Annotated in this window: 22 protein-coding genes; 19 read left to right on the plus strand and 3 right to left on the minus strand. The window is 44.5% G+C overall.

The features are described from left to right. The first annotated feature begins 148 nt into the window (after positions 1-148). On the plus strand, positions 149-1846 hold the full coding sequence (gene malS / locus M1D94_RS02125; protein ID WP_003244309.1) for an oxaloacetate-decarboxylating malate dehydrogenase: 1698 nt from the start codon (positions 149-151) through the stop codon (positions 1844-1846). A gap of 81 nt (positions 1847-1927) precedes the next feature. Next, positions 1928-2887 carry an AEC family transporter gene (locus M1D94_RS02130; protein WP_003242497.1) on the plus strand — a complete coding sequence of 320 codons (960 nt, stop codon included), beginning with the start codon at positions 1928-1930 and terminating at the stop codon, positions 2885-2887. A gap of 34 nt (positions 2888-2921) precedes the next feature. On the opposite strand, the gene racA is transcribed toward M1D94_RS02130, so the two are convergent. Both racA and gloA2 read right to left on the minus strand, forming a co-directional pair. After that, positions 2922-3476, minus strand: coding sequence for a chromosome-anchoring protein RacA (racA, locus tag M1D94_RS02135; protein WP_021480817.1), 555 nt, complete (start codon positions 3474-3476; stop codon positions 2922-2924). Positions 3477-3597: 121 nt separating this feature from the next. After that, entirely contained in the window at positions 3598-3984 is a 387-nt protein-coding gene (gene gloA2, locus M1D94_RS02140) for an SMU1112c/YaeR family gloxylase I-like metalloprotein (protein ID WP_072173778.1), read from the minus strand. Positions 3985-4109: 125 nt separating this feature from the next. Between gloA2 and prfA the strand changes: the two genes are divergently transcribed. Genes prfA through M1D94_RS02155 form a run of 3 tightly spaced genes read left to right on the plus strand, consistent with a single transcriptional unit; the run spans position 4110 to position 6395 of the window. Then, entirely contained in the window at positions 4110-5180 is a 1071-nt protein-coding gene (gene prfA / locus M1D94_RS02145; RefSeq protein ID WP_003227645.1) for a peptide chain release factor 1, read from the plus strand. 1 nt (position 5181) lies between these two features. After that, positions 5182-6048: a peptide chain release factor N(5)-glutamine methyltransferase gene (prmC, locus tag M1D94_RS02150; protein WP_249849549.1), complete on the plus strand. Its 867-nt coding sequence runs from the start codon at positions 5182-5184 to the stop codon at positions 6046-6048. A gap of 59 nt (positions 6049-6107) precedes the next feature. After that, positions 6108-6395: a DUF5316 family protein gene (locus M1D94_RS02155; RefSeq protein WP_003244050.1), complete on the plus strand. Its 288-nt coding sequence runs from the start codon at positions 6108-6110 to the stop codon at positions 6393-6395. Positions 6396-6411: 16 nt separating this feature from the next. Here M1D94_RS02155 and M1D94_RS02160 read toward each other — a convergent pair whose 3' ends face one another. Further along, positions 6412-6774 (minus strand): UPF0715 family protein, encoded by a 363-nt coding sequence (locus M1D94_RS02160; RefSeq protein WP_014665730.1) that lies wholly within the window; start codon positions 6772-6774, stop codon positions 6412-6414. Positions 6775-6914: 140 nt separating this feature from the next. On the opposite strand from M1D94_RS02160, the gene spoIIR reads away from it, so the two are divergent. The 14 genes from spoIIR to M1D94_RS02230 all read left to right on the plus strand — a co-directional run bounded on the left by spoIIR (position 6915) and on the right by M1D94_RS02230 (position 16862). Next, a complete protein-coding gene (gene spoIIR, locus M1D94_RS02165; RefSeq protein ID WP_015714872.1) occupies positions 6915-7589 on the plus strand; it encodes a stage II sporulation protein R in 675 nt (224 codons plus the stop codon). A 66-nt stretch (positions 7590-7655) separates the two neighbouring features. After that, positions 7656-8099: a GNAT family N-acetyltransferase gene (locus M1D94_RS02170; protein WP_103804168.1), complete on the plus strand. Its 444-nt coding sequence runs from the start codon at positions 7656-7658 to the stop codon at positions 8097-8099. Between the two features lie 156 nt (positions 8100-8255). Beyond that, complete coding sequence (locus tag M1D94_RS02175; RefSeq protein ID WP_019712588.1) at positions 8256-9296, plus strand: L-threonylcarbamoyladenylate synthase; 1041 nt, start codon at positions 8256-8258, stop codon at positions 9294-9296. A gap of 78 nt (positions 9297-9374) precedes the next feature. After that, entirely contained in the window at positions 9375-9932 is a 558-nt protein-coding gene (locus M1D94_RS02180) for a manganese efflux pump MntP (protein ID WP_003227661.1), read from the plus strand. Positions 9933-10007: 75 nt separating this feature from the next. Continuing rightward, positions 10008-10460 (plus strand): protein arginine phosphatase PrpB, encoded by a 453-nt coding sequence (prpB, locus tag M1D94_RS02185; protein WP_015384897.1) that lies wholly within the window; start codon positions 10008-10010, stop codon positions 10458-10460. A gap of 156 nt (positions 10461-10616) precedes the next feature. After that, positions 10617-11066: a ribose 5-phosphate isomerase B gene (rpiB, locus tag M1D94_RS02190; RefSeq protein WP_003221910.1), complete on the plus strand. Its 450-nt coding sequence runs from the start codon at positions 10617-10619 to the stop codon at positions 11064-11066. A gap of 12 nt (positions 11067-11078) precedes the next feature. Next, positions 11079-11621, plus strand: coding sequence for a TIGR01440 family protein (locus M1D94_RS02195; RefSeq protein WP_003227667.1), 543 nt, complete (start codon positions 11079-11081; stop codon positions 11619-11621). Between the two features lie 206 nt (positions 11622-11827). Next, complete coding sequence (glyA, locus tag M1D94_RS02200) at positions 11828-13075, plus strand: serine hydroxymethyltransferase (protein WP_003227669.1); 1248 nt, start codon at positions 11828-11830, stop codon at positions 13073-13075. Between the two features lie 134 nt (positions 13076-13209). Then, positions 13210-13839, plus strand: coding sequence for a uracil phosphoribosyltransferase (gene upp, locus M1D94_RS02205; RefSeq protein ID WP_003227670.1), 630 nt, complete (start codon positions 13210-13212; stop codon positions 13837-13839). A 422-nt stretch (positions 13840-14261) separates the two neighbouring features. Then, positions 14262-14645, plus strand: coding sequence for an ATP synthase subunit I (atpI, locus tag M1D94_RS02210; RefSeq protein WP_003243159.1), 384 nt, complete (start codon positions 14262-14264; stop codon positions 14643-14645). A gap of 7 nt (positions 14646-14652) precedes the next feature. After that, positions 14653-15387 (plus strand): F0F1 ATP synthase subunit A, encoded by a 735-nt coding sequence (gene atpB / locus M1D94_RS02215; RefSeq protein ID WP_003242621.1) that lies wholly within the window; start codon positions 14653-14655, stop codon positions 15385-15387. A gap of 45 nt (positions 15388-15432) precedes the next feature. After that, complete coding sequence (gene atpE / locus M1D94_RS02220) at positions 15433-15645, plus strand: F0F1 ATP synthase subunit C (protein WP_003151167.1); 213 nt, start codon at positions 15433-15435, stop codon at positions 15643-15645. Between the two features lie 162 nt (positions 15646-15807). Beyond that, positions 15808-16320 (plus strand): F0F1 ATP synthase subunit B, encoded by a 513-nt coding sequence (atpF, locus tag M1D94_RS02225; RefSeq protein WP_003244051.1) that lies wholly within the window; start codon positions 15808-15810, stop codon positions 16318-16320. Beyond that, positions 16317-16862 (plus strand): F0F1 ATP synthase subunit delta, encoded by a 546-nt coding sequence (locus M1D94_RS02230; RefSeq protein ID WP_017696011.1) that lies wholly within the window; start codon positions 16317-16319, stop codon positions 16860-16862. Before atpF ends, M1D94_RS02230 begins: the two co-directional genes overlap by 4 nt. Positions 16863-16866 lie beyond the last annotated feature (4 nt).

The raw sequence follows: 16866 nt of genomic DNA on the forward strand, positions 1-16866 counted from the left end.
CAGGCATACAATAGCTTACGTAATGTAAATAGTTTTGAGACATTGTTCGAATAATTGTCACAAAGTCGCATAAAGATCATGATCGGTCATATTTTAGATGGGTTATTACTTAACTTGGTTAACTATTTCAAGAAAGAAGGAGATTTGCTTGAATAACATAAAAAAAACGAAAGAAGGCCACTTAGAAACAACTCTTAGAGGAAAAGAAGTTTTATCTATTCCTACTTTAAATAAAGGCGTTGCTTTTTCACTAGAAGAAAGACAAGAACTCGGCTTAGAAGGGCTTCTGCCGCCAACTGTACTTTCTCTTGATCAACAAGCACAACGCGCGTACGAGCAATTCCAAGCGCAGCCTGACCGCCTTCGTCAAAATGTTTACTTAAGTGATCTTGCAAACCGTAACGAAGTTCTTTTCTATAAATTGCTGAAAAACCATCTTCGCGAAATGCTTCCTGTTGTGTACACGCCAACAGTTGGTGAAGCGATTCAGGAATACAGCCATGAATATAGAAGACCTCAAGGAATCTACTTGTCAATCGATAACATTGACGGTATTGAAAAAGCGTTTGAAAACCTTCATGCGACAGCAGGCGATATTGATCTTATCGTTGCTACTGACTCCGAAAGCATTCTCGGTATCGGTGACTGGGGTGTAGGCGGTATTAATATCGCAATCGGTAAATTGGCTGTTTACACTGCTGCAGCTGGTATTGACCCTAGCCGTGTTATCCCGGTTGTGCTTGATGTCGGTACGAACAACGAAAAACTTCTAAACGATCCTTTATATATTGGTAACAAGCATGAACGTGTTCAAGGTGAACGCTACGAAGCTTTCATTGACGCTTATGTAAAAGCTGCATTGAAATTCTTCCCTAAAGCGCTTCTTCACTGGGAAGACCTTGGCAACAAAAATGCACGCAACATCATGAAAAAATACAATCATGAAATCCTGACATTTAATGATGATATTCAAGGTACTGGCGCGATTACACTTGCAGGTGTGCTTGCCGCTATGAAGAAAACCGGCGCTTCTATTAAAGATCAGCGTGTTGTTATCTTCGGTGCTGGTTCTGCTGGTATCGGTATTGCTGACCAAATCCGTGACACAATGGTGCTAGCCGGATTATCTGAAGAAGAAGCTAACAAACGTTTCTACACACTTGATTACAGAGGCTTGCTGACTGAAGACATCGAAGGCATCCTTGATTTCCAAAAACCTTACCTTCGCAATGCGGATGAAGTGAAAGACTGGAAGCGCGATGAAAAAGGTCAAATTCCATTCGATGAAGTTGTTCGTCAAGCGAAACCAACGATCTTGATTGGTACTTCAGGGGTTTCAGGTGCATTCACAGAGGAAATTGTAAAAGAAATGGCATCTCACGTAGACCGTCCGGTTATCATGCCGATGTCTAACCCGACTCACCTTGCTGAAGCTGTTCCTGAAGATCTGTTCAAATGGACTGACGGAAAAGTGCTTATTGCAACAGGAAGCCCATTTGACAATGTAGAATACAACGGTGTTTCTTATGAAATCGGACAATCTAACAACGCATTCGCGTTCCCTGGCCTTGGACTTGGTTCAATTGTAGCTGAAGCGCGTATCATTACACCTGCTATGTTTGCTGCAACTGCTGATGCGATTGCTGAAATGGTTGATCTTGAAACACCTGGAGCAGGATTGCTTCCAAGCATTGATAAGCTTCAAGAGGTTTCTATCCAAGTTGCGATTGCCGTTGCTGAAGCAGCAATTAAAGACGGCGTGGCAAATCGTCAGCCTGAAGATGTGAAACAAGCGGTACTTGATGCAATGTGGACACCTGAATACAAAAAAGTCATCGCGAAATAATTAGCGAGTAAATTTTTCTGTCCGAGGGAAAGCTTTTTGTAAAGCTAAAGTATACGGACATAGGATTTGGAGGAGAATATTTTGAGCATCTTAGATATCTTAATCCTCCTGGCGCCGATCTTCTTTGTTATCGTGCTGGGTTGGTTTGCAGGACATTTTGGAAGTTATGATGCCAAGTCGGCAAAAGGGGTAAGTACGTTAGTAACGAAATACGCACTTCCAGCTCACTTTATCGCTGGTATTTTGACAACTTCCAGAAGTGAATTTTTATCACAAGTACCTTTAATGATTTCTTTAATTATTGGGATTGTTGGTTTCTATATCATCATTCTTTTGGTTTGCAGATTTATTTTCAAGTATGATTTAACGAACTCATCTGTATTTTCTTTGAACTCTGCACAGCCGACATTCGCATTTATGGGTATCCCGGTATTGGGAAGCTTATTCGGAGCGAATGAAGTTGCGATTCCGATCGCGGTCACAGGTATCGTGGTTAACGCGATTCTTGATCCGCTCGCGATCATTATCGCTACTGTTGGTGAGTCTTCTAAGAAAAACGAAGAGAGTGGCGACAGCTTCTGGAAGATGACAGGAAAATCAATCCTGCATGGTCTTTGTGAGCCGCTTGCAGCTGCTCCGTTAATCAGTATGATCTTAGTGCTGGTTTTCAATTTCACTCTTCCTGAGCTGGGTGTTAAAATGCTTGATCAGCTTGGAAGCACAACATCTGGTGTTGCTCTCTTTGCTGTCGGTGTTACCGTTGGTATTCGTAAAATTAAACTCAGTATGCCGGCTATCGGTATTGCGTTACTAAAAGTTGCGGTTCAGCCTGCATTAATGTTCTTGATTGCTCTTGCTATCGGACTTCCGGCTGACCAAACAACAAAAGCAATCCTTCTTGTTGCATTCCCTGGTTCTGCCGTTGCAGCCATGATTGCGACTCGTTTCGAGAAACAAGAAGAAGAAACTGCAACTGCGTTTGTGGTCAGTGCGATTCTGTCATTGATTTCACTTCCAATCATTATCGCGCTTACTGCGTAACAAAAAAAGCTCCCTTTACGGGGAGCTTTTTGCTTTAGGTTTGAAATTTGAACAGTGACAGCAGCGGTTTTTTTCTCGTTTTGGTTTTTTCAGAAGCAGCAGCAGTCTCGGGGATCGGCTGAGCGGTGAATTCTTTCATTTGTGAGGTCAGTGATTGCAGATCTGCAAGAATATCATCGATTTCTCTGCGGTGCTGAAGCAGCTGGTAAGATACACCTTCATCGGCTTTTTGTTTCAGCTGGCGTTCCAGTTCCGACATCCTTGCCATCAATTCACTTTCGTCCTGCCTTTGCTGTAAAAGGGTGTCCAGCTTTTGTTCAAGCTGCTCGATTCTTCGTTCTGTGTCGCTATTTGTTTTTTGGACAAGGAAGCCTGTGCGCTTTTTAGCGCTTTTCGGCAGATGAATATCCTGAATCGCCGTGCCTTCAGAGATTTGTTTTTGAACGGATTTTAGAACCTTCACGTCTTCTGCTGTGAACGAATAGTGTCCGAGCTCATTGCGTTCGGCCGGAAGATTCAGCTGCTTCACCCACCGCTGCACCGTTTTTGCGGAGACGCCGAGTTCACTTGCTACCATATTTGTATTCATGATCCCATACCTCCTTTTAAGCTAGGTATTCGACCATAGAATGAGGTTCCCTTCCCGTTAGACAAAACAAGAAAAGATTCGGCAAAGAAAGTGGGTATCTCCTTTTTTTCTTCAAAAACTGTTATTGTTCATACAGTTCTAATGGAAGCTGGTCAGGATCAAAAAAGAAGGTGAAACGTTTGCCGGTCAGCGGGTCTGTTCTGATTGGCTCTGTTTCGATTCCTTTTTCATGAAGCTCCTGAACCGCCTTATCCAAGCTGCTGACTGTAAAGGCGAGGTGGCGCAGGCCTGCGGCTTCAGGCCGGGTTTGTCGTTTGGGCGGATCGGGAAACGAGAACAGCTCAATGACATACGAGCCGTTAAGCGACAAATCAAGCTTATAGGAGCCGCGCTCTTCGCGGTACGTTTCTTGAATCACCTGAAAACCAAGCTTATGTACGTAGAAAGCTTTCGACTTTTCGTAATCTGAACATATGATTGCAATATGATGTATGGATTTCAGCAACAATATCCCTCCTCGATTCCCAGTATAGCAGAGGGGGCTTTTCCAGCTGGGATTGAAATGCTTTTGACTGGGGTTAATCACTATACTATAATGAGAATGTTACGCACAGGAAAACAGAGGTGAAGACCGTGTTAGACCGTTTAAAATCAATCGAAGAACGATACGAAAAATTAAATGAGCTTTTAAGCGATCCAGAAGTAGTCAACGATCCGAAAAAGCTGAGAGAATATTCAAAAGAGCAATCTGATATACAAGAAACAGTTGACGTATATAGACAATACAGAGATGCGTCAGAACAGCTGGCTGATGCAAAAGCGATGCTTGAAGAGAAGCTGGACGCTGAGATGCGCGACATGGTGAAGGAAGAGATTTCTGAACTTCAGAAGGAAACGGAAACACTGTCAGAACGGCTGAAAGTGCTCTTGATCCCGAAAGATCCTAATGATGATAAAAACGTTATTATGGAGATCCGCGGAGCCGCGGGAGGCGAGGAAGCCGCTTTATTCGCGGGCAACCTGTACAGAATGTATTCCCGTTATGCCGAGCTTCAGGGCTGGAAGACAGAGGTCATGGAAGCGAATGTAACCGGAACAGGCGGCTACAAAGAGATCATCTTTATGATTACGGGAAGCGGCGCGTATTCTAAACTCAAATATGAAAACGGCGCCCACCGCGTACAGCGTGTTCCGGAAACAGAATCGGGCGGACGCATCCATACATCCACTGCAACAGTAGCATGTCTTCCTGAGGCAGAAGAGGTAGAGGTTGACATCCATGAGAAGGATATCCGTGTCGATACGTTTGCTTCAAGCGGACCGGGCGGACAAAGCGTTAACACAACAATGTCTGCGGTTCGTCTGACTCACTTGCCGACAGGTGTAGTTGTATCATGCCAGGATGAAAAATCTCAAATTAAGAACAAAGAAAAAGCAATGAAGGTTCTCCGTGCCAGAATCTATGATAAATTTCAGCAGGAAGCCCAGGCTGAATATGATCAAACACGGAAATCAGCAGTCGGATCTGGTGACCGCTCTGAACGTATCCGCACATACAACTTCCCGCAAAACCGTGTGACGGATCACAGAATCGGTTTGACGATTCAAAAGCTTGATCAGATTCTTGAAGGAAAACTTGACGAAGTGGTTGAAGCGCTGATTGTTGAAGATCAGGCAAGCAAGCTTCAGCAGTCGGAAGGTTAAGATGAAGACGATATTCGAAGCCCTGAAATGGGCTTCTTCTTATTTAACCGAAGCGGGAAGAGAAGAAAATGCTGCCGAGCTCCTATTGCTTTATGATACCGGAATGGAGAGAAGCAAACTGCTCGCAAGCTTACAGGAACCGATTGGTGAAGACGAGCTGTATCGCTTTAAGCGTCACGTTGAGATGCATAAAGAGGGCGTGCCGGTTCAATACATTATAGGAAAAGAGTTTTTTTATGGACGGGAATTTATGGTGAATGATGATGTGCTGATCCCGCGGCCGGAAACTGAAGAAGTTGTCTTTCATTTGCTTGAAAAATATCGGAGTGTCTTTTCTGAAGACGGCAAGCTCGAAGTTGTTGACGTTGGTACAGGGAGCGGCGCAATAGCCGTCACGCTTGCGCTTGAAAACCAAAACTTTTCTGTGTCGGCGGTCGATATTTCGAAAGAGGCGCTGCAAGTCGCCTCTGCCAATGCAGAAAAACTCGGAGCAAAAGTGCGCTTTTATCAGGGCGATCTGCTTGAGCCTTTTATTAAGGCGGGAAAAAAAGCGGATATCATTGTCTCAAACCCGCCATATATTTCAGAGGAAGAAATGGCTGATCTATCGGAAATTGTCCGTTTTCATGAGCCGCTGCACGCGCTCACCGATGGCGGAGATGGGCTGAAATTTTATAAGCGGTTTATGGAAGACATTCCGCTTGTCATGAAGGATAAAGTATTTGTCGTTTTTGAAATCGGCTGGAAACAGGGAGCGGCGGTCAAAGACCTGATCCTCAAGGCGTTTAAGGGGGCGGAAGTGGAAGTGCTGAAAGATATTAATGGAAAAGACAGAACCATATGCGCTCTGATTCATAAAAATAAATAAGCAGCTTGCTGGCGAGTGAATGGATCAAGCTGTTTAACACCAGCAAAGGGGATGTAAACATGAAAAAGGCCCTGACAGCAGGAATCCTGCTCATTGCGATTGAGAGCATGATTGGCACCATTTTTCCGCAGGCTCTTTCATATGAAGCGATTTTTGGCGTTGCGTCTCTCGTTTTAGTGGGGCTCGCGATCATTACATCGGGTTTGGCTGTAAGCGGAAGCGATCAGCGGGCAAACTACCATTCAGAAACCAAAGAAGGCCGTACATCTCGCATGAAAATGGCGGCCGCTTTCTTTGTTGCGGCGATACCTTCCATTCTATGTTATTTGCTGACGATTTTGTTTTAATAAAAAAGGAAGCCTCTTAGGCTTCCTTTTTTTGCAGTAAAACAGAGTCCCATATCCAATAGATAAGAGCTGTTAATACAGCGAAAAGATAGAAGGCTGTATTTTGAAACAAAGATTGTCCCGAAGGCTGAAGCACGCCGAAAATGATCGCGTTGGCAATAAAAGCAGCGACAAGGTAATACAGCAGATACAAAGGGCTGAACCGTTTCGGCTTTTTATTCATCATGATTTGAAGCGGCAGTGCGAAGATCAAATAAGGAAACAGAAAATAAAATGCCATTGTGATGAGAGCGGCAATGATAAATGAATGAATATAAATTACTGAATAAAGAACGGACATCGTGAATGCTGATAACAGCACTGTATAATTGTATTTCATCATAAACCTCCTAAAACACTATCGTACCATAAATAAGATTAACAGCTTGCTAGATTTTTTTCACCCTGCACGTTTACCCCCGGCTCTCCTTGTCCATAATAGGGCTAGAAACAAAGCACGGAGAGGAACGGTGGGGACCGATGAAAAAAACAGTAATCATTTGTATATATATCTTTCTTTTATTATCTGGAGCGCTCGTAGGGCTGGCAAAAGAAGAGACGGCACAAAAATCGGAAAATCAGCCGGTGGTCATACCGGATCAGGCGATTCGTTTGAGAATATTGGCAAACAGCGATAGTGATCAAGACCAGCAATTAAAACGTCATATAAGAGACGCGGTGAATAAAGAAATCACAACTTGGGTAAAGGATATTACTTCTATTGAAGAAGCGCGTCGCGTGATTCGTTCAAAGCTGCCTGAAATCAAAGCAATTGCAAAGGAAACAATGGAGAAAGAAGGAGCGAATCAGTCGATATCCGTTGATTTTGACAAAATCTCGTTTCCGACAAAGCTTTACGGCAACATGGTATATCCCGCTGGTGAGTATGAAGCGATTTTGATTACGCTTGGAAAAGGAGACGGCGCCAACTGGTGGTGTGTGCTGTTCCCGCCCCTCTGCTTTCTCGATTTTTCTAACGGGGAAGCCGTCAAAGAACAAGAAGATAAAGAAGCCTCAAAAAAGCAGACTGAAAAAGTGCTTGAGGACGTAACCGCTAAAGCGGAAAAAGCCAAAAAAGAAGAGAACGAAGAAAAAGAAGACGGCACAGAAGTGAAATTCTTTTTAGTCGAATGGATTTCCGACCTTTTTTCCTAATCATCTGGTCTAAAAATAGATTTGCCTCATAGATTGGAAGAAAGAACGCAAAAACGGGGTGAACGGATGTTTTATCAACTGCGGGTGGCAAGGGAAAAAGACGGAGATGTGCTCGAGGCATTTTTAAAACAGGCAAAAACCAGCTATGAAGGCGTGAAAGAAGGCTTCACTCAATTTCTTATGCTGGAGGACAGTGAGAAAAACATTGCCGGATGCCTCGGTATTGAAAAAATAAGCTGTGACCAGGGGCTGCTGCGATCACTTGTCATATCGGACAAGCTTCACCAAGGCCACATTGTCACGCTTTTTCAAAGCATGGAGGTGCTGTGCGAAAAGCATCAGATCAAAACCGTGTACCTAGTAGCAAATCAGCATTCCTCTGCGGACTTTCTGACGGCTATGGGTTTTGAAAGAGCTGAGAGTGTACCGGAGGAGCTGTTTTCTTCTGATCACTTCTGTGAATCGCGGCAAACAGAAGGAGCCGTTTTAATGAAAAAAGCGCCTGGATAAGTGCAGTTTATACACATACTTATCCACTTCTTTATTAGCGTTGTCCACAATTTGTGGATAACGCTTGTTTTATTACAGGACATCTTTTATACTTTCAAAAGGATTACACGCGTAAAACAATCGTTTTATTGTTGTGAATAAGGAGTTTGGTCAGAAATGAAAACGAAAAGATGGTTTGTGGATGTAACTGACGAGTTATCCACAAATGATCCACAAATTGCACAAGCAGCCGCTTTGCTCCGAGAAAATGAGGTCGTTGCCTTTCCGACAGAAACAGTATATGGCCTAGGCGCAAACGCAAAAAATACGGATGCCGTCAAAAAAATATATGAGGCGAAAGGGCGGCCGAGCGATAATCCCCTGATTGTCCACATTGCGGATATCAGCCAGCTTGAGGATTTAACGGGCCCAGCGCCGGAAAAGGCGAAAACATTGATGAAACGGTTTTGGCCGGGAGCACTTACGCTCATTCTGCCTTGCAAACCTGATGCGCTTTCACCTCGTGTAACGGCAGGTCTTGAAACGGTTGCCATTAGAATGCCGGATCATCCGCTTGCCCTTGCATTGATTCGCGAATCGGGACTGCCGATTGCAGCACCGAGCGCCAATCTATCAGGCAAGCCAAGTCCCACAAAAGCAGAGCATGTGGCTCACGACTTGGATGGCCGCATAGCCGGTATTATGGATGGAGGCCCTACCGGAATCGGGGTCGAATCAACCGTGCTTTCATGTGCGGACGACATCCCTGTTCTCTTGCGTCCTGGCGGCATTACGAAGGAACAAATTGAAGCGGTGATCGGGCCGATCCATGTGGATAAAGGGCTCAGCGACCAAAACGAGAAGCCGATTTCTCCAGGGATGAAATATACACATTATGCGCCGACAGCGCCTCTTGCCATTTGCGAAGGCAGCCCAGAGCGCATTCAGCACCTCATTCAAGAATATCAACAGGGCGGAAGACGGGTCGGTGTCCTGACGACAGAAGAAAACGCGGGCGTTTATTCCGCTGATTATGTGAAGAGCTGCGGAAGACGGGCTCAGCTTGAGACTGTTGCGGCAGGGCTGTATGATGCTTTGCGCAGCTTTGATGAGAATAAGGTGGACTTTATTATTGCGGAATCCTTTCCGGACACAGGTGTCGGTCTTGCTATTATGAACAGGCTGATGAAAGCCGCCGGAGGAAGAGTGATTCGCTGAAAGCAGTCAGATGTTCTAACCCTTTTTGGACACGCATAGGCTAAAAAAGCGGGGCGTGTCCAAGGGGGTTATTTATGTATGTCGGATTTGTTTATAGGCGAACTGATTACATTAAGCATCATGGCGTTTGCTTTAGGGATGGATGCTTTTTCTGTCGGCCTTGGAATGGGCATGGTCAAACTTAGAAAGAAGCAGATATTCTATATTGGTTTCATCATCGGCCTCTTTCACGTCATCATGCCTCTCGCAGGGATGGCGGCCGGTAACATGCTGTCAGGGCTCCTCGGCGTGTTAGCGGTTTATATCGGTGGGGCGCTGCTTTTTGTTCTTGGGGTTCAAATGCTTATGGCCTCTTTTAAACAATCAGAAGAACGATTCATGTCACCGGCAGGGCCGGGCTTATTGCTGTTTGCCATCGGCGTCAGCCTTGACAGCTTTTCCGTCGGCTTGAGCTTAGGTATATACGGCTCGCATCCGCTCCTCACAATTACCCTGTTCGGGCTGTTCAGCATGATGTTGACATGGCTGGGCCTGCTGGTCGGAAAACAAGTGCAGTCATGGCTTGGCACATACAGCGAAGCGCTCGGGGGCATCATATTAATCGTGTTTGGATTAAAGCTGCTTTTGCCAATTTAATATACCAATAAAAGAAACGAAGTCGCCGTTTCTTTTTTCTTCATATATAATAGAGAAAAATAAGGGGTGACTGACATGGATATTATTTTTGTCTGTACTGGAAATACGTGCCGCAGCCCAATGGCTGAGGCGCTTTTTAAATCAATTGCAGAAATGGAAGGGCTGAATGTCAATGTCCGCTCGGCAGGCGTGTTTGCTTCACCTAATGGGAAAGCGACGCCTCATGCAGTCGAAGCGCTGTTTGAAAAACACATTGCCCTTAATCATGTGTCTTCTCCATTAACTGAAGAACATATGGAGTCGGCTGATTTGGTTCTGGCTATGACCCATCAGCACAAGCAGATCATTGCCAGCCAATTTGGACGTTATCGTGATAAAGTGTTTACGTTAAAAGAATATGTCACAGGCAGCCATGGTGATGTCATCGATCCGTTCGGCGGCTCAATTGACATCTATAAACAAACGCGAGATGAGCTTGAAGAGCTTCTTCGGCAGCTGGCAAAACAGCTGAAAAAAGACCGCAGATAAGTTGTCAGAAAATCTGTAAACAGGTCATTTGCAAATCCTGCGTGAAGGAGTAGAATATAGTGAAAAGCACATCATATGGTGTGAATCAAAGAGCGGACAGGCTGCGCGGTCAATAAAGCGGGCGGGCCGCATCACACACGCTGGGAGGAAAAGCAGATGAAAGTAGCCATTGCATCGGATCATGGCGGCGTTCACATTCGAAATGAAATCAAAGAGTTAATGGACGAATTGCAAATTGAATATATTGATATGGGCTGTGACTGCGGCAGCGGCTCTGTCGATTATCCGGATTATGCTTTTCCGGTGGCCGAAAAAGTGGTTAGCGGCGAAGTTGACAGAGGCATTTTAATTTGCGGGACAGGCATCGGCATGAGCATTTCCGCTAATAAAGTAAAAGGGATTCGCTGCGCGCTGGCGCACGATACCTTCAGCGCGAAGGCGACGAGGGAGCATAATGACACAAACATCCTTGCGATGGGTGAACGGGTGATCGGACCTGGTTTGGCTCGGGAAATCGCAAAAATCTGGCTGACTACTGAGTTTACCGGGGGAAGACACCAAACGCGTATTGGAAAAATCTCAGATTATGAAGAGAAAAACCTGTAGGGGTGCTGTTTAATGAATGAGTTGAAACAAACGTGGAAGACGATGCTGTCTGAGTTTCAGGACCAAGCGGAATTGAAACAAGATCAGCTCTTCGTCCTTGGATGCAGTACGAGCGAAGTGGCCGGCAGCCGGATCGGCACATCGGGCAGTGTAGATATCGCTGAAAGCATCTACAGCGGACTTGCTGAGCTCCGGGAAAAAACGGGAATCCATCTGGCGTTTCAATGCTGCGAGCATTTAAACAGAGCGCTTGTCGTCGAAGCAGAAACAGCCAAGCTGTTCAGGCTTCCAACCGTTTCTGCCGTGCCCGTTCCAAAAGCGGGCGGAGCGATGGCGTCTTATGCGTTTAAGCAGATGAAGTCTCCTGTTCTTGTTGAAACCATTCAGGCTGACGCCGGAATTGATATAGGCGATACGTTTATCGGCATGCATCTGAAGCCGGTGGCTGTCCCTGTGCGTGTCTCTCAAAACAGCCTCGGTTCAGCTCATGTGACATTGGCGCGTACACGGCCGAAACTAATCGGCGGAGTGCGGGCGGTTTATGAGTGCGAATGAAAGGACTGCATAGCCAGTCTTTTCTTTTATTTTAAGACAGTGAAATAAATTCCGAACTTTAAATTAAATTTAAGTTATTAATATTCGTTTTTACCAATAAAAATTTAGATTTTTTAAAAATAATCTTTTACATCGGCCTTAAAAACCATGTACAATAGTGATGGTAAAAACAAAGAACAGGATACGGATAGGAGAGGATCTCGCTGATGAAACATTTACCTGCGCAAGACGAACAAGTGTTTAACGCCATTAAAAATGAGCGTGAACGCCAACAGACTAAGATCGAATTGATTGCTTCTGAGAACTTTGTAAGTGAAGCTGTTATGGAAGCACAAGGATCTGTTTTGACAAATAAATACGCAGAAGGATATCCGGGCAAACGCTACTACGGCGGATGCGAGCACGTCGATGTCGTTGAAGATATCGCCCGTGACCGCGCGAAGGAAATCTTTGGAGCGGAGCATGTAAACGTTCAGCCTCATTCAGGCGCGCAAGCAAACATGGCAGTGTACTTCACGATTTTGGAGCAAGGCGATACTGTACTTGGGATGAACCTCTCCCACGGCGGCCATTTAACACACGGAAGCCCAGTCAACTTCAGCGGTGTTCAATATAACTTTGTTGAGTACGGCGTAGATAAAGAAACTCAATATATTGATTACGATGACGTGCGTGAAAAAGCCCTCGCTCATAAACCGAAGCTTATCGTAGCAGGAGCAAGTGCGTATCCTCGTACAATCGACTTTAAGAAATTCCGTGAAATTGCTGATGAAGTCGGCGCTTACTTCATGGTGGATATGGCACATATCGCAGGACTTGTTGCGGCAGGCCTTCATCCAAACCCGGTTCCTTACGCTGATTTCGTTACAACAACAACACATAAAACACTTCGCGGTCCTCGAGGCGGTATGATCCTTTGCCGTGAAGAGTTTGGCAAGAAAATTGATAAATCGATCTTCCCTGGAATTCAAGGCGGCCCGCTGATGCACGTTATTGCCGCAAAAGCTGTTTCATTCGGTGAAGTATTGCAGGACGATTTCAAAACATATGCACAAAACGTCATTTCAAATGCGAAACGTCTGGCTGAAGCCTTAACGAAAGAGGGCATCCAGCTCGTTTCAGGCGGAACAGACAACCACCTTATCCTTGTTGACCTTCGGTCGCTCGGACTGACTGGTAAGGTTGCGGAGCATGTACTTGATGAAATCGGTATTACGTCTAACAAAAACGCGATTCCATATGATCCTGAAAAACCTTTCGTAACAAGCGGCATCCGTCTTGGTACAGCTGCTGTAACCAGCCGCGGTTTTGACGGAGACGCTTTAGAAGAAGTCGGTGCTATCATTGCGCTTGCATTGAAAAACCACGAAGACGAAGGAAAACTTGAAGAAGCAAGACAGCGTGTAGCTGCTCTGACTGATAAATTTCCTTTATATAAAGAATTAGATTATTAAGATTCTAAAACCCGCTGGGGCTTATGCCCGGCGGGTTTTTTGACGATGTTCTTGAAACTCAATGTCTTTTTTTGTAGAATCAATAGAAGTGTGTAATTGTTGATGGGACAATAAAAAAGGAGCTGAAACACAGTATGGGAAAGGTTTATGTATTTGATCATCCTTTAATTCAGCACAAGCTGACATATATACGGAATGAAAATACAGGTACGAAGGATTTTAGAGAGTTAGTAGATGAAGTGGCTACACTCATGGCATTTGAAATTACCCGCGATCTTCCTCTGGAAGAAGTGGATATCAATACACCGGTTCAGGCTGCGAAATCGAAAGTCATCTCAGGGAAAAAACTCGGAGTGGTTCCTATCCTCAGAGCAGGATTGGGAATGGTTGACGGCATTTTAAAGCTGATTCCTGCGGCAAAAGTGGGACATGTCGGCCTTTACCGTGATCCAGAAACCTTAAAACCCGTGGAATACTATGTCAAGCTTCCTTCTGATGTGGAAGAGCGTGAATTCATCGTGGTTGACCCGATGCTCGCTACAGGCGGTTCCGCAGTTGAAGCCATTCACAGCCTTAAAAAACGCGGTGCGAAAAATATCCGTTTCATGTGTCTTGTAGCAGCGCCGGAGGGTGTGGAAGAATTGCAGAAGCATCATTCGGACGTTGATATTTACATTGCGGCGCTAGATGAAAAATTAAATGAAAAAGGATATATTGTTCCGGGTCTCGGAGATGCGGGTGACCGCATGTTTGGAACAAAATAAAAAATGAAATCCCCAAAAGGGGGTTTCATTTTTTTATCCAGTTTTTTGCTATTCGGTGAATCTGTATACAATTATAGGTGAAAATGTGAACATTCTGTGGAGACGTAAAGTATAAAAAGTTTTTTAACTTTAAACAGATTGACACATGTTAGGGGCTATTGTATGCTAAACGAGGGTATTATGAGAAGGTTTTCATAGCTTTCATTATAGTCCTCATCCTCAATGTAAATCCTCTCAGCAAACCCGTATTATGAGGATTTATTTAAGCGAATGAAACAGCATCCCTGCAAGGCTTGCGGATGAATGATTTTTTCGAACAGGCCCGTTTTGCCGGTCAAAAAAGGTCTTCTACTAAGGGTTAACCGCTGATTTTTGCCGTATCCAAGCTATACATTATTTTTTCATCAGGAGACAGATAATTGATGGACGATCCCAAGCTTACATTTAGCAGACAACGCAAATATTTATTGTTCATTTTGGCAGTGTATGTACTGGGTTATGGTTTAACAGCGTATAAAACCGTTTTTTTAGGCCTTATTCTGGGAACTGTTTTCAGTTTGTTTAATTTTTTACTGCTCGTCAGAAGAATGAATGCTTTTGACAGAGCTGTTGAGAAAGGAAAGTCCATACGATCTCTCGGGAGCGCAGCGCGGTGGTGCAATGCGATTCTTGCTGTGGCTGTTGCCTATAAAAATCCCGAATACTTTCATATGGCAAGTACAGTTATTGGATTAATGACAATATACCCTGTCATTATGATAGATTCCTTTATCCAGCTTAAACGTTCATCAATGGAAGAGAGGTGAAAACCCTTTGAATCATGGTTACAGAACTATAGAATTTCTAGGTCTTACTTTTAATCTGACAAACATTCTGATGATTACTGTGGCGAGTGTGATTGTTTTATTGATTGCTATATTGACGACAAGAACGCTTTCGATCCGTCCCGGAAAAGCCCAGAACTTTATGGAATGGATTGTTGATTTCGTCCGCAATATTATTGGCAGTACAATGGATTTAAAAACAGGGGCTAACTTCTTGGCACTTGGTGTCACATTGCTGATGTACATATTTGTGTCGAATATGCTGGGGCTGCCGTTCTCTATTACAATCGGACATGAGCTCTGGTGGAAGTCTCCGACAGCCGATCCTGCCATTACATTAACGCTAGCCGTGATGGTTGTTGCTTTAACCCACTACTATGGTGTGAAGATGAAAGGGCTCAAGGAATATTCCAAAGACTATTTAAGACCTGTTCCATTCATGCTCCCGATGAAAATCATCGAAGAGTTTGCGAATACGCTGACTCTAGGTTTGCGGCTGTATGGTAACATCTTCGCCGGTGAGATTCTTCTGGGCCTGCTTGCGGGATTAGCAACAAGCCATTATTCGCAAAGCGTGGCTCTCGGTCTTGTCGGTACAATCGGTGCCATTCTGCCGATGCTGGCATGGCAAGCATTCAGTTTATTTATTGGTGCTATCCAGGCATTTATCTTTACAATGCTGACGATGGTGTACATGTCTCATAAAATCAGTCATGATCATTAAAACATTATATCCAAACGGATAACATTTTAAAGGAGGAACTTTTTCATGAATTTAATAGCAGCTGCGATTGCAATTGGTTTAGGCGCACTTGGTGCAGGTATTGGTAACGGTTTGATTGTTTCACGTACGGTAGAGGGGATTGCCCGTCAGCCGGAAGCAGGTAAAGAACTGAGAACTCTTATGTTCATGGGTATCGCATTAGTTGAAGCCCTTCCTATTATCGCTGTCGTTATCGCATTCTTAGCGTTCTTTGGCTAAGCATAAAAGCCTTATATGAACTAAAAATGGCGAAGATCATTCCAAGAGAACCTTCGCCATTGCTTTATGTCTGATAAGCATCCCGCCTTGCCGGCTGAAAAGAGACAAGTGCGGCTGCTGGATCAGCAAAGAAAAACCTGCAGAAGGGAGTTGCCGTAGTAGATGTCTCAATTACCACTTGAACTAGGATTGTCGTTTAACGGCGGAGATATCCTGTTCCAACTGTTAGCTATGTTAATCTTATTAGCGCTTCTGAAGAAATACGCTTTAGGGCCGCTATTAAACATAATGAAACAGCGTGAAGACCACATCGCTGGAGAAATTACGTCTGCTGAAGAAAAAAATAAAGAAGCGCAGCAGCTGATTGAAGAGCAGCGCGTTCTTTTAAAAGAAGCAAGACAGGAATCCCAAACTCTTATCGAAAACGCAAAGAAACTGGGAGAGAAGCAAAAAGAAGAGATTATTCAGGCTGCACGTGCAGAATCTGAACGTCTGAAAGAAGCAGCAAGAACTGAAATCGTGAAGGAAAAAGAACAGGCGGTTTCTGCTCTCCGTGAGCAAGTAGCGTCTCTTTCTGTCATGATTGCGTCGAAAGTGATCGAAAAAGAACTGGATGAACAAGCGCAAGAGAAATTGATCCAGGACTATCTTAAAGAGGTAGGAGAAAGCCGATGAGTGGATCAGCTGTCTCTAAACGATATGCATCAGCTCTTTTTGATATAGCCAATGAGTCCGCTCAGCTGAATCAAGTAGAAGAAGAGCTAACTGTTGTAAAACAAGTATTTCAAAATGAAAAAGCGCTTAATGATGTGTTGAACCATCCGAAGGTGCCGGCTGCGAAGAAAAAAGAGCTGATCCAAAATGCATTTGGCTCTTTGTCACAGTCCGTGCTTAATACGATTTTTCTTTTGATTGACCGCCATCGTGCCGCGATTGTGCCTGAGCTCACAGATGAGTTTATCAAACTCGCAAATGAGGCCCGTCAAACAGAAGACGCAATCGTATATTCAGTGAAACCGCTGACGGATGCAGAAATGTTACCATTATCACAAGTGTTTGCAAAAAAAGCCGGAGTCGCTTCACTGAGAATCAGAAATGAAGTGCAGACGGATTTAATAGGCGGCATTAAAGTCCGCATTGGAAACCGGATTTATGACGGCAGCGTAAGCGGGAAGCTTCAGCGCATTGAACGTCAATTAGCCGGGGAAAATCGATAGAAGG

The sequence above is a fragment of the Bacillus sp. JZ109 genome, from assembly GCF_053903135.1.

Coding starts and splice junctions, on each gene's coding strand:
- racA (WP_021480817.1), bottom strand. CDS start 3,476: ATGAATACAAATATGGTAGCAAGTGAACTCGGCGTCTCCGCAAAAACG.
- prmC (WP_249849549.1), top strand. CDS start 5,182: ATGAAGACGATATTCGAAGCCCTGAAATGGGCTTCTTCTTATTTAACC.
- M1D94_RS02155 (WP_003244050.1), top strand. CDS start 6,108: ATGAAAAAGGCCCTGACAGCAGGAATCCTGCTCATTGCGATTGAGAGC.
- M1D94_RS02160 (WP_014665730.1), bottom strand. CDS start 6,774: ATGAAATACAATTATACAGTGCTGTTATCAGCATTCACGATGTCCGTT.
- spoIIR (WP_015714872.1), top strand. CDS start 6,915: ATGAAAAAAACAGTAATCATTTGTATATATATCTTTCTTTTATTATCT.
- M1D94_RS02170 (WP_103804168.1), top strand. CDS start 7,656: ATGTTTTATCAACTGCGGGTGGCAAGGGAAAAAGACGGAGATGTGCTC.
- M1D94_RS02175 (WP_019712588.1), top strand. CDS start 8,256: ATGAAAACGAAAAGATGGTTTGTGGATGTAACTGACGAGTTATCCACA.
- M1D94_RS02180 (WP_003227661.1), top strand. CDS start 9,375: ATGTCGGATTTGTTTATAGGCGAACTGATTACATTAAGCATCATGGCG.
- prpB (WP_015384897.1), top strand. CDS start 10,008: ATGGATATTATTTTTGTCTGTACTGGAAATACGTGCCGCAGCCCAATG.
- rpiB (WP_003221910.1), top strand. CDS start 10,617: ATGAAAGTAGCCATTGCATCGGATCATGGCGGCGTTCACATTCGAAAT.
- M1D94_RS02195 (WP_003227667.1), top strand. CDS start 11,079: ATGAATGAGTTGAAACAAACGTGGAAGACGATGCTGTCTGAGTTTCAG.
- glyA (WP_003227669.1), top strand. CDS start 11,828: ATGAAACATTTACCTGCGCAAGACGAACAAGTGTTTAACGCCATTAAA.
- upp (WP_003227670.1), top strand. CDS start 13,210: ATGGGAAAGGTTTATGTATTTGATCATCCTTTAATTCAGCACAAGCTG.
- atpI (WP_003243159.1), top strand. CDS start 14,262: ATGGACGATCCCAAGCTTACATTTAGCAGACAACGCAAATATTTATTG.
- atpE (WP_003151167.1), top strand. CDS start 15,433: ATGAATTTAATAGCAGCTGCGATTGCAATTGGTTTAGGCGCACTTGGT.
- atpF (WP_003244051.1), top strand. CDS start 15,808: ATGTCTCAATTACCACTTGAACTAGGATTGTCGTTTAACGGCGGAGAT.
- M1D94_RS02230 (WP_017696011.1), top strand. CDS start 16,317: ATGAGTGGATCAGCTGTCTCTAAACGATATGCATCAGCTCTTTTTGAT.